Annotated in this window: 18 protein-coding genes and 2 pseudogenes; 5 read left to right on the forward strand and 15 right to left on the reverse strand. The window is 55.9% G+C overall.

Features of this window, described 5'->3' with window-relative positions; genetic code table 11:
• The first annotated feature begins 334 nt into the window (after positions 1–334).
• Positions 335–1,726 (forward strand): oxygen-independent coproporphyrinogen III oxidase, encoded by a 1,392-nt coding sequence (hemN, locus tag HHJ16_RS13195; protein ID WP_296901302.1) that lies wholly within the window; start codon positions 335–337, stop codon positions 1,724–1,726.
• A gap of 24 nt (positions 1,727–1,750) precedes the next feature.
• Here hemN and HHJ16_RS13200 read toward each other — a convergent pair whose 3' ends face one another.
• The gene (locus HHJ16_RS13200) at positions 1,751–2,233 is read right to left on the reverse strand and encodes an Rrf2 family transcriptional regulator (protein ID WP_296901303.1); all 483 of its coding nucleotides are present in this window, start codon (positions 2,231–2,233) and stop codon (positions 1,751–1,753) included.
• A 222-nt stretch (positions 2,234–2,455) separates the two neighbouring features.
• Here HHJ16_RS13200 and HHJ16_RS13205 point away from each other — a divergent pair, with 222 nt between their 5' ends.
• The 4 genes from HHJ16_RS13205 to HHJ16_RS13220 all read left to right on the forward strand — a co-directional run bounded on the left by HHJ16_RS13205 (position 2,456) and on the right by HHJ16_RS13220 (position 6,428).
• Positions 2,456–4,735 carry a nitric-oxide reductase large subunit gene (locus HHJ16_RS13205; protein WP_296901304.1) on the forward strand — a complete coding sequence of 760 codons (2,280 nt, stop codon included), beginning with the start codon at positions 2,456–2,458 and terminating at the stop codon, positions 4,733–4,735.
• Positions 4,736–4,823: 88 nt separating this feature from the next.
• A complete protein-coding gene (locus HHJ16_RS13210; RefSeq protein WP_296901305.1) occupies positions 4,824–5,087 on the forward strand; it encodes a DUF2249 domain-containing protein in 264 nt (87 codons plus the stop codon).
• A 142-nt stretch (positions 5,088–5,229) separates the two neighbouring features.
• A complete protein-coding gene (locus tag HHJ16_RS13215) occupies positions 5,230–5,631 on the forward strand; it encodes a SirB2 family protein (protein ID WP_296901306.1) in 402 nt (133 codons plus the stop codon).
• 245 nt (positions 5,632–5,876) lie between these two features.
• Entirely contained in the window at positions 5,877–6,428 is a 552-nt protein-coding gene (locus HHJ16_RS13220; protein WP_296901307.1) for a DUF2242 domain-containing protein, read from the forward strand.
• Positions 6,429–6,481: 53 nt separating this feature from the next.
• Here the strand turns inward: HHJ16_RS13220 and HHJ16_RS13225 are convergent, their stop codons facing one another.
• The 14 genes and pseudogenes from HHJ16_RS13225 to HHJ16_RS13290 form a co-directional block, all read right to left on the reverse strand.
• The gene (locus HHJ16_RS13225) at positions 6,482–7,090 is read right to left on the reverse strand and encodes a pseudouridine synthase (RefSeq protein WP_296901308.1); all 609 of its coding nucleotides are present in this window, start codon (positions 7,088–7,090) and stop codon (positions 6,482–6,484) included.
• 24 nt (positions 7,091–7,114) lie between these two features.
• Complete coding sequence (locus tag HHJ16_RS13230) at positions 7,115–7,537, reverse strand: DUF6691 family protein (protein WP_296901309.1); 423 nt, start codon at positions 7,535–7,537, stop codon at positions 7,115–7,117.
• A complete protein-coding gene (locus HHJ16_RS13235) occupies positions 7,534–8,007 on the reverse strand; it encodes a YeeE/YedE thiosulfate transporter family protein (protein ID WP_296901310.1) in 474 nt (157 codons plus the stop codon). Before HHJ16_RS13235 ends, HHJ16_RS13230 begins: the two co-directional genes overlap by 4 nt.
• 15 nt (positions 8,008–8,022) lie before the next feature.
• Positions 8,023–8,655: a DUF938 domain-containing protein gene (locus tag HHJ16_RS13240; protein WP_296901311.1), complete on the reverse strand. Its 633-nt coding sequence runs from the start codon at positions 8,653–8,655 to the stop codon at positions 8,023–8,025.
• A 115-nt stretch (positions 8,656–8,770) separates the two neighbouring features.
• Positions 8,771–9,625, reverse strand: coding sequence for a DMT family transporter (locus HHJ16_RS13245; RefSeq protein ID WP_296901312.1), 855 nt, complete (start codon positions 9,623–9,625; stop codon positions 8,771–8,773).
• 263 nt (positions 9,626–9,888) lie between these two features.
• Positions 9,889–10,836, reverse strand: coding sequence for a restriction endonuclease (locus tag HHJ16_RS13250; protein WP_296901313.1), 948 nt, complete (start codon positions 10,834–10,836; stop codon positions 9,889–9,891).
• 240 nt (positions 10,837–11,076) lie between these two features.
• Positions 11,077–11,247, reverse strand: a complete 171-nt coding sequence (locus tag HHJ16_RS13255; RefSeq protein WP_296901314.1) for a hypothetical protein — start codon at positions 11,245–11,247, stop codon at positions 11,077–11,079.
• Positions 11,248–11,281: 34 nt separating this feature from the next.
• Positions 11,282–11,590 (reverse strand): nucleotidyltransferase domain-containing protein, encoded by a 309-nt coding sequence (locus HHJ16_RS13260; protein WP_296901315.1) that lies wholly within the window; start codon positions 11,588–11,590, stop codon positions 11,282–11,284.
• A 108-nt stretch (positions 11,591–11,698) separates the two neighbouring features.
• Entirely contained in the window at positions 11,699–12,514 is an 816-nt protein-coding gene (locus HHJ16_RS13265) for a GIY-YIG nuclease family protein (protein WP_296901316.1), read from the reverse strand.
• 78 nt (positions 12,515–12,592) lie between these two features.
• On the reverse strand, positions 12,593–14,173 hold the full coding sequence (locus HHJ16_RS13270; RefSeq protein ID WP_296901317.1) for a hypothetical protein: 1,581 nt from the start codon (positions 14,171–14,173) through the stop codon (positions 12,593–12,595).
• Positions 14,173–14,388 (reverse strand): annotated as a pseudogene (locus tag HHJ16_RS13275) (glutamine--tRNA ligase); the annotation flags it as partial. The pseudogene HHJ16_RS13275 and the gene HHJ16_RS13270, both read right to left, overlap by 1 nt.
• 26 nt (positions 14,389–14,414) lie before the next feature.
• A complete protein-coding gene (locus HHJ16_RS13280) occupies positions 14,415–14,606 on the reverse strand; it encodes a DUF2283 domain-containing protein (RefSeq protein WP_026780700.1) in 192 nt (63 codons plus the stop codon).
• Entirely contained in the window at positions 14,603–14,857 is a 255-nt protein-coding gene (locus tag HHJ16_RS13285; RefSeq protein WP_296901318.1) for a DUF4258 domain-containing protein, read from the reverse strand. The genes HHJ16_RS13280 and HHJ16_RS13285 overlap by 4 nt, the downstream gene beginning before the upstream one ends.
• Positions 14,857–15,656: pseudogene (locus HHJ16_RS13290) on the reverse strand (glutamine--tRNA ligase); the annotation flags it as partial. The gene HHJ16_RS13285 and the pseudogene HHJ16_RS13290, both read right to left, overlap by 1 nt.

Raw genomic sequence — 15,656 nt, forward strand, 5'->3', positions numbered from 1 at the left:
GCGTTGGCGCGGTGGCAATCGACGGCTTCTATCCGTCGCGTATCGCTCTCCACCAAATCTTCATTCTCACCCAGGTTGGTAAAGAAGGAGGGACAAGACAGGATAAGACTTTTCCAAGGCGGGCATCAGTATTTTGGACGACGAATTTTTGCATTAGGTCGTCTGCTGAGTGCTGCGGACGATTTTGAGCTGACCACGAGGGCTGAAGCAAGGGCTGAGAATGCGCGAACGGCGGGGCGACCATGCTCCGTCCCGTGGTGCAATGGGGGTATGGGTTACGACACGACCCGATTTGCGAGAAAATCTACCGCATGACATTTACCGGGATTTCCCAATGACGTTTTCTTTGCCAGATATCGAACTTTCCGAAGAACTGATCCGCAAGTTCGACACGCTGGGCCCTCGCTATACCTCCTACCCGACGGCTGATCGCTTCAACACTGCCTTTACCGAGCAGTCGTACCACACTTATCTCGATCAACGGGCGGCGAATAACAGCAACCCGCCTTTGTCGATTTATGTGCATTTGCCCTTTTGCGAATCGCTTTGCTATTTTTGCGCTTGCAACAAGATCATCACCAAAGACCATGAGCGGTCAGTCGAGTATTTGCGCTATCTCGACAAGGAGATGGCGTTGGTGGCCGCCCGTCTGGGCTCCGACCGCAAGACAGTGCAGTTGCATCTGGGCGGAGGCACGCCGACCTTTTTTAATTCCGATGAATTGCGCCAGTTGATGACCATGCTGCGCAGTCATTTTGACTTCGCGCCTGACGCGGAGGTAGGCGTGGAAATCGATCCGCGCACCGTCAAGGACGGCACCCTGTCCATGCTGGCCGAGCTTGGTTTTAACCGCAACAGTTTCGGCGTGCAAGACTTCGACCCGGCAGTGCAGCAGGCCGTTAATCGCATTCAGCCGCTCGAAATGGTGGAAAAGGCGGTTGCCGAAAGTCGTCAGGCCAAGTTTCAGTCCATTAACGCCGATCTGATTTATGGGCTGCCAAAGCAGACGCTGGAAAGCTTTAGCCGAACCCTTGACAGTCTTATTCGCGTCGCCCCCGACCGCATCGCGCTGTACAACTACGCCCATTTGCCGAGCCGCTTCAAGGCGCAACGCCAGATTGTCGAAAGCGACCTGCCTTCGGCCGAAGCACGCCTTCAGATCTTCCTGATGTCGATGCGCCGATTGCTCGATGCCGGATATGTGTATATCGGACTCGACCATTTTTCGAAGCCCGATGACGAGTTGAACAAGGCGCGTCTGAATAAAAGCCTGCACCGCAATTTTCAGGGCTACACCACGCGGGCTGAATGCGATTTGATCGGCTTTGGTGTCTCTGCCATCAGCAAGGTGGGCAGTTCATACAGCCAGTCGGTACGCACAATCAACGCGTATTACCAGCGTCTGGATGAAGACCGGCTTCCGACTGAAAAAGGATTCGAATTAAGCCCCGACGATTTGCTGCGACGTCAAATCATCATGACCTTGATGTGCAGCGCGCCGGTTGAAATCGAATCCATCAACCGAGCCTACGGCATCGACTTCAACGTCTATTTCGAGCGCGAGGTGTCGCAGCTCAAGCAGTACCAAGATGCGGGACTGATTACCATCGACGCGACGGCGATCCGGGTCACTGCAAAAGGGCGTCTCTTCGTGCGGGCCAGCGGCATGGTGTTTGACAAATACCTCAGCCAGCCGACCACATCGACGTACTCCAAATTAATTTAAGCCTTGCGGTTAACGAATCCTGGCTTACGTACGGTGACTACTTTTAGTTTTAACGGCCGCATAAAACCGCAGCGGTTTAACCTCCGCTTTGCCGGTACGAGCGACGTTTTTTCTGACCAGGTTTTCGAGCGTCACGCCATCCAGCACCCCTAAATACGCGGTGGTAGCTGAACGCAGCACGTTTTTCAGGCCACAGCACGAAGTCAGGATGCACTCGTTCTTGCTTGGGTCGAAGCACTCTGCCATAAAAAAATCGGGTTCCGTACTGCGAACGACTGCACCGATATTAATTTGTACGGGTTCCTTGCCCAGCTTGAGCCCCCCGTTGCGGCCCCGCACGGTGGCGACAACACCCAGCACGCCGAGTTGATGGACCACTTTGGTCAAATGATTTTTGGCGATGTGATGTACATCCGCAATGTCCTGGATCGTCACCAATCGTTCCCGATTGGCCGCGAGGTACATCAGGGTGCGTAGCGCATAGTCGGTGTAGGTGGTCAGTTTCATAGTGCGATGAAGGTTCGGTGTGGGTGAAGTCGACGCAGTAGTTGGTAGCCTTGCGCGTTTGTTTAATCCTGCATTGATTTTATAGGTTTACCGTATTTTCGCTGGGCTGGCTTGAAATAAGACACATTGATATTGCATGTTATAAAACATGCATATAGAATGCATGTTCTGTGAGGAATGAATTCCTCGCATTTTCATAATCACCAATCAAGGAAATTTGCCATGCACGCAACGCGCAAACTCTGGACCTGGCTCGCCGTCATCTTTGTCCTGTCCTTTGCCGTTTTAGGCTGGGTCGGGAAAGAGATTTACCTGACTGCGCCGCCCATTCCAAACCAAGTCATCAGCACCAAGGGCACGGTGCTGTTTTCAGAGGGGCAAGTTCTAAGGGGTCAGGAAGCGTGGCTCTCCGCGGGTGGTCAGCAGTTAGGCTCGGTATGGGGCCACGGCAGTTACGTGGCGCCCGATTGGTCGGCCGACTGGTTGCACCGTGAAGCGCTGGCATTGCGAGGCGTGTGGGCACAGCATGAGTTCAACAAGCCCTTCGATCAGCTGAGCATCGGCCAGCAAGCTGAACTGAACAGCCGACTCAAGATTGAAATGCGGGCGAACACCTACGACGCCACAACGGGCACCATTACGTTATCGCCTGAGCGCACCGAGGCAGTCCAGCAAGTCGCGCAACACTACATGAGTTTGTTTGGCAACGATCCTTCATTGGACAAATTGCGCGAGCAATATGCAATGACGGCCGGGTTGTTGCCCGACCAGGTTGATCTGCAAGCGCTACCGGCTTTCATATTCTGGTCATCGTGGGCCGCCGCAACGGATAGACCCGGGGAGTCCGAGCTCAGCTACACCAGCAACTGGCCGCACGAACCACTGGTCGACAATACGCCGACTGCCGGCGCTGGCATGTGGTCGATCGCGAGTATCATTTTCATGATAGCCGCGATTGCAGGCATGATTTTGTACCAATCGGTCAGTAACGAAGAGGGCGACCCGAGCCCGCCCAAAGTCGACCCGATGTTCAGTCTGAAGGCTACCCCTTCCATGAAGGCGACCAAGAAGTACTTCTACGTCGTGATTGGACTGATTCTGGCGCAAGTCCTGATGGGTGTGATTACTGCCCACTATGCCGTGGAAGGCCAGAGTTTTTTCGGTATTCCTTTGGCGCAGATTCTGCCCTTCACCGTCAGCCGTACCATCCATACCCAGTTCGCGGTATTGTGGATTGCCACTGCCTGGCTTGCTACTGGTTTGTACATCGCCCCTGCGATTTCTGGCTACGAACCGAAGTACCAGAAACTCGGCGTCAATGTGTTGTTTTATGCGCTGCTGTTTATCGTCGTCGGGTCCACCGCTTTCGGCTGGATCGGATCGCTTCAGCATCTCGGCAACGACTTCAGCTTCTGGATCGGGAATCAGGGTCTGGAATACACCAGCATGGGTCGTATCTGGCAAATTCTGCTGTTTATCGGTTTGCTGTTCTGGGTCGTGCTACTGGGTCGTGGACTCATGCCAGCACTTAAAAAACCGTCTGAAAGTCGCGGTCTGATTGCGATGGTATTTTTGTCGGCCCTGTGCATCGGCATCTTCTATGCCGCGTCGTTGGCATGGGGTCCCCATACCAATTACTCGATGATCGAATACTGGCGCTGGTGGTTGGTGCATTTGTGGGTGGAAGGCTTCTTTGAAGTGTTCGCCACCGCCGTCATTGCACTGTTATTCACGCGTCTCGGCTTGATCCGCGCCAGCACCGCCAACAGCGCGATCGTGCTTGAAACTATCGTGTTCATGTTCGGCGGCATTCTGGGCACCTTGCACCACCTGTATTTCACCGGCACGCCGACCTATGTGATTGCTATCGGCGCCATGTTCTCAGCGCTGGAAGTCGTCCCCTTGGCAATGATCGGGATCGAAGCCTATCGCAACTATCAGCGCTCCAAGGCCGCGCCCTGGGTACAAACCTACAAGTGGTCCATCCTGTGCTTCATTGCCGTTGGATTCTGGAACGTGGTCGGGGCCGGGCTGCTTGGCTTCTCGATCAATACACCGCTCGCGCTGTACTACATGCAGGGGCTTAACCTGACGGCAGGCCATGCGCATGCCGCTTTGTTTGGCGTCTATGGCATGTTGGCTATCGGTCTGATGCTGTTTTGTCTGCGCGGTCTGTCAGAACGTTCAGCTTGGTCGGACAAGCTGCTGCAACCGATGTTCTGGATGCTCAATATCGGCTTGGCCATGATGGTGTTCATCGCCTTAGTGCCAGCCGGCATCTACCAGGCTTGGGCCAGCATTACCAAGGGCATGTGGTTTGCACGCTCGCCGGAAATCGTGCACTCGCACTTGATGGAAACTTTGGTATGGATGCGCGTGCCGGGTGATGTGGTGTTCGCATTTGGCATCCTTTTCCTGGTCGTATTTGCAATACGTTTGCTGACCGGCGGCAGAGGCAAACAGCCGGCAGGAATTCCTGCCGAGTTTGCCAAAAGGGCTTGATCAAAGTTTATCGACAAGTGCGTTGAAGAGCCGGGCCAGCCCCGGCCTCTTCGATTCACTTCATTTCATTTCACAGCGGAGTATTCGAATGGCACACAATTGTTCTCTTCCTGTTACCGCCGAAGGCGTTTATCCCTTCGACGCACGCGGCGTCGCGAAGCGATTTCGGCACGCGGCAATCTTTGGTGCGTTGGATTCGTTGCAACCGGGCGAGACCATGCGCTTTTGCAATGATCACGATCCGTTGCCGTTGCTGTCGCAGATCCATGGCCGCTATGGGGACCAGGTCAAGATCGGGTATGTATCACGGGAACAGGGCGAAATTGTGATCGATTTTCTGGTGACAGGGTGATCGGCCGTTGGCTCACACGCTGATCTTTTATCTCTTTTAAAATGATGGTTTCATAACACCACCACCAAGGTGTTTCAGCCAGCGTATCCGACGTCTTTGGCATCTCATCGGCCACCCCCTCACCCTTCAGCCAGGTTGCCTTGTGAACTACCTTTTCATCAAGCATATTCACATCACCTGCGCTGCGCTGAGTGGCAGTTTTTTCTTGTTGCGCGGATTCTGGATGCTCCGTGAATCAGATCTGCTGCAACAGCGCTGGGTCAAGGTCGTTCCGCATGTGGTCGATACGCTGTTACTGACCAGCGCCTTGATCATGGTCTTCTGGAGCGGCCAGTACCCTTTTGTGCAACCTTGGCTCACAGCCAAACTTCTCGCACTGATCGCCTACATCGGGCTCGGCACCATTGCCCTAAAACGCGGTAAGACCAAAGCAGTGCGAAGCTGGGCCTTGTTGGCCGCGATGACAACTTTTGCTTATATTGTGGCGGTTGCGCTGACGCGGCAGGCCATGATTCCGTTTCAGCTTTTTGGCATCGGCTTCTAAGCAGTAAATGCGACACTGACGTGTCTGCTGACGCTCAGGCACGAAGTTTCGATTGCCCGTCGCGGAAGCGCTACAGGTGAGGGTTTTGAGAATATGCCCCCTCCTGCATCTAAGGGAACCCCGAGCGGCAATCGGACTCTAGCTTTACTATTGGGACTTCTGACTGGATGAGGTGCGTTGTCTGGTTGGCCTGAAAGTACGATGTTTTAAACCTGAAGGGGTGCCTGGCTTTGAATCTATCTTGGATGCGTTCTAGCACTACCGTCTGGCTCGTCGGTTCTTTGAGCTTGTCGGGTTTTCTCACAGCTTGCGGGACGACGGTAAAAGCGTTTCCGTCACAGGAAGAATTTAGCTCCACCGCGACCTATTCCCGCCTGTTTGACGCCACACCCGCACAAACCTGCGAGGCCGCCAGAAGGGCGCTCCTGAGCCAGGGATACATCATCAATTCCGCCAGAGACGACCTGGTGGCGGGGCAAAAGAGCTTTCAGCCCGAGCCTGAATCGCACTTGCAAATGGAAATTCGGGTCGTCTGCGCACCCGACAGCAACGACGGGAAAGTTAGCCTTGGTTTCGTCACTGCCTTGCAGGATGTTTACGCCTTAAAGAAAAGCAACAACTCCGCCAGCCTGGGCGTGGGCGTACTTGGTTCGGTCTCACTGCCTTTTAGCTCAAGCAACGATGCCATGGTCAAGGTGTCCAGCACAACCATCTCCTCCGACGCCTTCTATGAGCGCTTTTTCGACCTGGTGAAGCGGTATTTGATGGTGGACGAGCCTTTGGACGAATCGCATTGACCGGCCATGTGCTGCGGTTCATGCCATCGGTCGGTATGCCCTGCCTGCCAGTGTTAGCTCGGCTTCGTGGGCTGCGCATGGAGCACCGCGTCTAACGGCGCTTCATCCCAATCGCTTTCCCGATGGGTGCCCGGTGCAAGGCCATCGAGGGTGTAGGGTCCGATAGCGGCGCGGATCAGGCGCAGGGTGGGAAACCCCACGGCAGCCGTCATGCGCCGCACCTGACGGTTGCGCCCTTCGCGGATGCTGAGCTCGATCCACGCGGTCGGGATGGATTGCCGGACCCGAACCGGGGGTTGCCTTTCCCACAGCGCGGGCGGCGGAGCCATCAACCGCGCCCGGGCCGGGCGGGTCAGGCCATCATTGAGTTGCACCCCTAACCGCAAAGCTTCCAGGGCAGGCTCGTCAGGCAAGCCTTCCACCTGAACCCAATAAATCTTTTCCATCTTGAAGCGTGGATCGGCAATGCGCGCCTGGAGCCTACCGTCGTTCGTCAGGAGCAGCAGACCCTCGCTGTCCGCATCGAGCCGTCCGGCCACATAAACATCCGGGATCGCGATGTAGTCCTTGAGCCCTCGCCAGCGCCCTTCAGGGGTGAACTGGCTGAGTACGCCGTAGGGCTTGTTGAAGCAGATCAAGCGGGAAGGGCGGTCAAAATTCATGGCCGGCCAGCATAGCATCGCCGGTCACTTCGCCCTGAGGCCTTGCACCAACGCACCCAGCGCAATGCCAGCCAGCGCCCAAAGCAGGCTCCAGTTGCCTGCGCCCAAGCCCGCAATGGCCGGGCCTGGGCACACGCCGCACAGACCCCACCCGACGCCGAACAAGGCCGCGCCTATCAGGGTGTCACGGTTCCAAACGCTGGGATGGACGTGAAAGCGGTCGCCCAGCACGGGCCGGGCCAGTAGCCTGGGCGCCAGCTTGTACACCAGCAGCACTACGATCACGGCACCCCCCATCACCAGCATGAGCCCGAAGTCCTGAAAGCGCAGAAAGCTCAACACCACTTCCGGCCGGATCATGGTGGACACCGACAGTCCGAAGCCAAACAGCGCGCCCGATACCAGTGTGGCGAGCATCCGTGGAAGCGCCATTTTGGGCGCCCTCATGGCAGCCACCTTGCGGCGAGATTGGCCGTCAGGAATGCGGTCGCCATGAAGGTCAGTACCGCCATCAGAGAAGGCCATTGCAGCGAGCCCAGTCCGCAAATGCCGTGACCCGACGTGCAGCCGTTGCCTAACCGCGCCCCATAGCCCACAAAAAATCCACCCACCAGCAACTGCCATGCTGGCACTGCCGTGGCTTCCGGCTTGCCGCCTGCAAAGCCCAGCCACCACACCAGCGCGCCCAGGATCAGCCCCAGCGCATACACCACTCGCCAGCCGCGTGAATCGAGAAACCGAGCCTGCTGAAAAAATGGCCGACGCACCACAAAAGACCATGTGGACGAGAACACCGTGCTCATGCCGCCAATGCGGCCGGTGAGCACGAACAGCAGCGCCGCACCGCTACCAACAAGCACGCCACCCAGCAGATAGTGCTGCCAGCCAAGGGGAAAGACAGAAATAGAAAAATTCATGATTTTGGATTATCTCTAAGCGGGTAATATGGAATTTGGTGATTCCCGCAGAGCCCACACCAGCAAAAGGTTGTTGGCCGGCATGGCGTGTCGTGCGCACAGTTGCAGTCCGGCTTGGGCCGCCGCTTGCTCCACGTCTTCGCGCAAACGAATGCCCCAGTCGGGGTTTTGCGCACGCAGGCTTTGGTCGAATGCCCGGTTGCCCTCTGAGGTAGGCACATCGCCTTCCAGATACGGCCCGTAGGTAATGAGCCGGCCGCCTGGCGCCAGGTGCCGGGCGCTGCCACACATCAACGCGGTGCAGGTTGCCCACGGTGCGATATGCAGCATGTTGGCGCAGTAGATCAGGTCGAACTGCGTAGCGTCAGGCAACCAGTGCGGCGCAAGGACGTCCAGCAACAAAGGGGCTCGCACGTTGTTCAATTTCTGCAGGGCCACCTGCGCGGCAATGGTGTTCAGCGCGTGGGGCTGTGCGTCGGTGGGTTGCCATGTCCAGTTCGGCAGGCGCGAGGCAAACCAGGCAACGTGCTGGCCGGTGCCTGAAGCGATTTCTAAAGCGCTGCCGCGCACCGGCAACAGCTGCCGAAGTACGTCGAGTATGGACTGCTTATTGCGGTCGGCGGCAGGGCTGAAGTCGGGTTGTGACATTGAGAAATTCGAAGAAAGTTTTTAGGCGCGAAAATGGGCGGTAGCGCTTGTGCAGTGGGCGTAAGCAGCGCTATAAAAAAAGCAAACATCAGCCTGCAACGCAAAAAATGGGGCGTTACCGTTTCAGAATTACCAGCCCTATTCCGCCAAGAATGGCACCCGACGCCAGCAACATCGGCCCGGTGACGGCTTCCCCGATGAAGGCGATCCCGCCCAGCGCCGCGAGCACCGGCACGCTCAACTGCACCGTGGCCGCCTGGGTGGCTTTGATAAAGGGCAACGCCTGATACCAGATGGCATACCCCAATCCCGAGGCCAGCGCGCCAGACAACACCGCCAGCCCCAGGCCGGAGCTGTCCAAAGACTGGTGGTTGGCCATCAGCAAACTTAAACCCAGCGCCATCGGCACTGCACGCATAAAGTTGCCTGCCGTCACTCGGGTAGGATCACCGACGCCCTTGCCATGCAGGGAATAAACGCCCCAGGCCACCCCCGCGCTCAACATCGACAGCGCGCTGAGCAAGGTCGGTGTCGCCAACCCCGGCAACATCAGTGCCACAAGTCCCGCCAAGGCGAGCGCAAGCCCGGCTATCTGCAACGGGTGCATACGCTCGCCCTTGAATACGCCGTAGCCAATCATCGTCGCCTGCACCGCGCCAAACAGCAGCAGCGCGCCGGTGGCTGCAGGCATGCTGACATAGGCAAAGGAAAAGCCCGTTGCATAGACAAACAGCGCGCAAGCCGACAGCCAGTTCCCCCCACGGCGTTCACCCGTGCGGGCTGCTGAGCCAGTGCCGCTTCTTAGCCGCACGACCAACCACAGCATGCAGGCGCCAGACAGCATTCGCACGGTGGTGAAACTGGCGGCGTCGATGCTGGTGTGTTTGAGTGCAACGCGGCACAGCAACGAATTACCCGCAAAAGCCAGCATGGCCAGGGATACCAAAATAACTAAACGTAATCGGGACATGGTGCGGGATATTAGGAGCTGGTAATTGGCCGGTAGTCTGCGTACGTTGATTTACCCGCTGCCCGCAAGACGACTACATGGCCGCAGACTGTGGGGTAGTGGGCATCGGTTAATCATACGTAAATGCCTGACGGATATTCTTACCGCTTTGCGACCGATGCTCGGTTTGCAGGCCAAGCGGCACATGCCGATATTTGTGAGAATTTTTGGCATTTAGCAGCCGTGCGACGGGCAAAATCAGCTATTGAAACTGTAGCAAATGCTTATCGCATCGCAGTCGCCATCGGCAAGTGGGACTTGCAGCGCGGATAGTTGCTGCAACCCCAAAACGAGGAGCCGCCCTTGGCTGGTGTGCGCGCCAGCAGTTTGATGCCGCAGCTCGCGCAGGTGGGGCGCCAATACTCGCCTTCATGGGCTACGTCCAACAAGGCCTGTTGTTGCTCCGGCGTGCGCTTGGAAATCAAATTCAGCAAGGCGGAGCCATCCATGGCATTGATGCCATTGTCTTTGGCGAACTTCTGCGCGTCCGCTGTGTAGGTCGATGTGGTGGCGTAGGTGCCGCGCTTGAGTTGGTGCGAGGCCATCACACCAAAGAACTCCCGAATCTCTTTCACCCCCACCTGCTTGCCTTGCCAGTGCTTGCACTGCACCACGGCAGCCAAGCCCTCCGCGTGGGCTGAATACAGCCAGATGTCTACACCACCATCTGCACCGTGCGATTGCGAGCGCGTCTGAAACCCCGCTTGGGCAAACAGCGCTTCGCAGACCGCTTCAAAACGTCGCCACTCGATGGCGGCGAACACGTCGGAGCTCCATGCGGTGGCGCGTTCGGGTCGCGCTCTTGGGTTGGGGGCAGGCGGCGCATGCCGTGCCGCAACATCAGCGCCGCCAAAGGCAGGCGGCGGAGTATCGCCAAAAGTGTCCCGCCGATTTGTTGGCTCACGTTTGATGGGAGCGACCGTTGGTAATGCAATCGCTTTTTCTGCCCTGCTTTTCAAGGCAAAGTGAATGCTCAGAAGCACCAAGCCAAGGAACAGTGCTAACCAGCCCGGCATGCGCAACCCAGCGGCAACTGATTTGAGAATGGGCGACGTACTTAGAAATATCGGAGCTATAAGGAAGGCGACGCCTATTCCCGTCGCGATAACGCCTTTTTCGAGCAGAGTACTGAGTGCGCGCTTCTGCCGTTTGTTGGTCTTTGACCTTGCCATTTTTTCTCCCTGGATCACGCGCTGCGATGGCAGTGGTGATGCCGCAGTTTAGTCCTTGATGAATCCGGCTCGCATGCAAGTGCATAGGCCGTTCAATGTCCGGCTTGGAATACGATATTGGCCTCTAGCCCCTGCAGAGTTTGCGTACGCCACTATTTAAAAGGTAGCAAAATTTAGTCTGTTGCCTTAACCGACTGCCGCTTCACCTCGTCCAAGGACATTAAGTAAAAGCCATGTGGCTCAGGCCGCGTTGCGCGTACTGCTGGACTGCTTGGGCTTGATGCTTGGAACGACAAGACCAAAGGCATCGGCCATGCGCTGCGCCTGTTTGGCCGATTGCTCCAAGGCTTTTTGTAGCGCCTTGGGAGAGGGCGTCAAACGGCTTGGTTGGGTTTTTGCAGTTTGTACCATGTCTGGTTTTCCCTGCTCGCTTAAGGCGCGCGGATCACGCTGCATAGACTGCTTCGCGGTTGCGATTGATGCTGGCCAGCACGTAGGGGTTGCGCACGGCACCAGGCTCTACCAAATCAACGCCACGGCCCAACAACTGTTCCAAATCGGCCTTCGCGCCGAAGAATGCTTCCAGACTGGGCGGCGCGTCGGGCGCGAACTCCACTAAAAAATCGGCGTCGCTGCTGGCGGGGTTGAAGTCGTCTGCCCGCGCGGCCGAGCCAAATACCTCCAACCGACTGATGCGGTAGCGCTGGCAGATGGCGGATATGCTGGAGCGGTGTTGGGCGATGGCCGGGTGCATGGGCGAATTTTAGGGGAGATTGGGAGGCACAGTCACTTTTTATGTGCCAAATTGGCCTCAAGCCCTCGCAGAATAAGCGCAAACAGCTATTAAAAAACGTCGCAAAAATTAGTCTGCTGCCTTAACCGACTGCCGCTTCACCTCGTCCAGCGTCCTGCCCTGTGGGCTCTTCCATTCCAGCCAGCCGTTGGCCGAGCGACCCATCAGCGCCATGGCGGCCATGCTGGGGCTGGCGAACAAATGGTCACGGACAAAGACCAGCATGCCGTCGTGCGCGGTCATGATTCCTTCCGTTACCAGTTGGTCGCGGAAGCGTTCGTTGGACGTTCCTTGAATGGATGCCACGTTGTCCACTCGCCCGCGTGAGCCTTTGAGCACCACAAAGCCTTCAGTCGTGTACTCGCCTCTGCCGTCGGCGCCGGAACCCTTGCAATAGAACATCTCTATCTCACCCCGAGCGGTCGGCGCATTGGTCAACGGCTCAAAAATCGGCTGGCCCAGCGTCGCCAATAGGGTGGCCGCCGTTTCGTGAATCTCATGGCAGTCCGACTCCAGCGGCGCGGGCGTATGTGGCCGCGCGCCGGTGTTGCCGTTCTCCAGGCTGTAGCGCCCGGCCTGGGTGGCCTGTTGAATGGCAGACCACTCCAGAAACGGCGCGTGCGTTTCGGTCAGACTGTTGGTGAGAGAGATCATCAACAGTGCCTGGTTCCAGAAGTCTTTGTTCTGGTTGTGCTGCTTCAGCCGGTTTCCGACGCTGACGGGCTGGCCGATATACACGCGCGGCAATCCGGCTTCCGACAGCTCACCCATCAAGAAGTACACGCCTACCTGCAGCGCCTCGGGCGTCTTGATGAACTCGCCCAGTTGGCTGCGCGGCACTTCGATGACGCGAACAATGCGCGTCGTGATTTCGGTTACGCGCATGCCGCGTGGGTCGCCAGCGGGAAAGAAGTTTTAGATGGTTTGGGGGCGGGGCACACGACGCTTAACAAAAAATAACAGTTAGGTGCCTGAGTAAATTAATGATGACCTACGTATTGCTTCATCTTTATCGTGTCCACTTAGGTCAACCATATGAAAGTCATGTACCTTTCTTGCTGCTGTGTACTGACTAAGGTCTAGCATGTAGGCTTCAAATAATTCACCGGCGGCTCCTTTTTTTAGAGTGACACGCGACTTAACTGGATGAATCATCCGCAGGTCAATGAGTTGATCAATTGATTCCCGAACCCTGCCTGTAAGTTTCTGGGACACAAGGAAAACATTGCACTTTGACGTTTCCGTACAAAAGGAAACCAGCTTTGTAAAAGCCGCCTCTAGAACTTCCCTATCCTCTGCGGAATCTAGTTTGAATTCTTCTCGCTTATTAGAGTCGTAATCGCCAGCCGCAAGGTTCACATCTTCGAGGCCTATCTTTGGACCTCTATGATGTTCTGGCCCGCGATTTCTAGCGACGGCAATCGATCCGGAGAAAATTCCGACGAAGTCCCTCGTTACACCACCGGACGCAATAGTGATTCGGTCAATGGCTGTTGGATTGATTAACTCTTTAATAGACAGTGGGGGCTTTTCCGCAATGAGGTTATCTAACACCTGTTTTAGAAACTTCTTAAGAGTCTCAAATTTTTCCAGAGACATATCCAGATCAATTTCACGAGCATCGTCACCCAACTTCATGCCAATTGGTGGATCTGAGTGCTCATACCATTGACTGCGATGTTTGATCGTCCCAACCTTTAACCACATACCGTTGCCTTTTGCAACACGATGGAAGTAATCAATGACCTTTGCCTGATCTGCTTTTCGAATGTGATATAGATCATCCAAAATCAAAAAGGAGGGACCATCAGACAATATAGACAATTCTTTGAAAAAATGTTGAAAACGAAGAATGTTCTGGTGAAGATATTCGACCTTATGCGACACGTAACTAGCTTGTTCTTCTTTTGTGCCATTGCTCTTTGAGGCGATGTTGGCAGTCGCTGAAGACGATAACCCGGGGACTGTTGCAGCCGCGCTGAATTGCCCCGATGTAGCCAGTTCGTTCGCGACTGTTATTTTTGTTTGCTTTGTGCTTGTTTCGGGTGCTCTGAGTTGCGCTTCGAGGTCTGCAATGATCACTCTGAGGTTAGATTTCAAAGCAGCAGTGTTCGCTTTGTGGAACGGGGGGCGTTTAGGTGCAGTGCCAAAAAGTCGTTTCCAAAAGGACGTTTTCGTTGCAGGATTAATTGCGGCACCATTTAGCCATTGCTCAAACTCCCCCAGGGTTTTTATTAATACGCTTATCAGCACGTCCGGGTAGGTATGACCTTTGAAGGTTTCTAAGTCGACAAAGGCAATTGGCCGACGATCAATCGTAAGGTCGGCGGCAGTTTTTCTCAGAAGACTGGACTTTCCTGAACCTCGCCTACCAAATACTATGTTGTGTTGTTTTGATTTGGCCCTAGCCAAAACTCCTGGCGCAGGTTCAATGAAACGAATTGCACCCTCTGGAGTCGCTCGCATTACCTCTTCGCATAGGACTAGTAAATCGTCAACTTCTGTTGTATTTAGTTGTGATTCTGATGGTGCTTTTTTTGACATTATTTCCCCCAACTATCCTTCAACCCCACCGCCAAGTTAAACACCGGCCTCCCAGCCGCATGGTCCACCCGATCCGCCACAAAGTACCCGTGCCGCTCAAACTGAAACTTGTCATCCGCCTTGGCGCTGGCCAGTGACGGCTCCACAAATGCAGTCACCACTTTCAGGCTGTTCGGGTTCAGGCCTTCAATAAAGTCTTTGCCACCCGCGTCGGGGTGGTGAGGAACGAGGAAGCGATGCGTCAAGCGGCTTTCCTGAACTCAACCGGCAGCAGGCCTTCCTTCTTCGCATCAAGCAGCACAATTTCCACAATCGTCCCGTCTTCGGCGTAGCTGATGTTGGTATGCCAGTCTTGCGACTCTTCGCGCACGATAGGCTTGTCCGATACGCGGATTTGCAGAATGTCGTCGTTTTCGAAATAGATGCTTTTCATGGTCGGGGCTCCCAGTGGTGCATGATGGTTTTGACCACCACGGCATTGTCAATCACAGCGGCTACGCAAAGCAAGTTGTCTGCACGACCGTCAAGGTGTTTGTACAGCCAGTAGTGTGCGTTGCCTGCGTCTTTGAGCGTGCCGGTATCGATGATTTCCAGCACCAAAGCGGCATCTATATTGCGCTCTGCCATGCGCAGTCTGGCATGTTCAGTCAATACCACTGGCAAGTCAAAGCGCGTGCTGTGCATCACTTCCCCCAACTATCCTTCAACCCCACCGCCAGATTAAACACCGGCTTCCCAGCCGCATGATCCACCCGATCCGCCACAAAGTACCCATGCCGTTCAAACTGGAACTTGTCATCCGCCTTTGCGCTGGCCAGTGACGGCTCCACAAATGCAGTCACCTTTTTCAGGCTGTTCGGATTCAACCCTTCGATGAAGTCTTTGCCACCCGCGTCGGGCTGGGCCTCCAGAAACAGGCGGTCGTATAGGCGTACCTCGACCGGAATGCCGTCGGCCACGGCGACCCAGGTGATGACGCCTTTGACCTTGACGCTGTCGCTGCCGGGTGTACCGCTCTTGGTGTCGGGGATCAGGGTGGCGTGTACTTCGGTGATCTTGCCGTCGGCGTCTTTTACCGCGCCGATGCATTCAATGACGTGGCCGTATTTCAGCCGCACCTTGCTGGCCGCAATGGCTTGGCCGCTGGCGTTCACATGCGGGGGAAACAGGCGGAAGAAGCCTTTGGGCGGCGTTTCTTCAAAGTCGGTGCGGTCAATCCACACCTCTTTGCCGATTTTGAATGTGCGCGTGCCCAGCTCGGGGTGGTGCGGGTGAAGCGGGGCGCTGCAGTCGTCCAATTTGCCCGCGCCCATGACTTCGTCCCAGTTGGTCAGCACCAGTTTTACCGGGTCCAGCACGGCCATGGCGCGGGTGGCCGTTGCGTCCAGCGTTTCGCGCAGGCAGCCTTCCAGCGTGCTGTAGTCAATCCAGCTGTCGCTCTTGGTCACGCCAATGCGCTCGGCAAACAGGTGAATCGCTTCGG

It is taken from the genome of Polaromonas sp., from assembly GCF_012927485.1.
Taxonomy (GTDB): Bacteria; Pseudomonadota; Gammaproteobacteria; order Burkholderiales; family Burkholderiaceae_C; genus Polaromonas.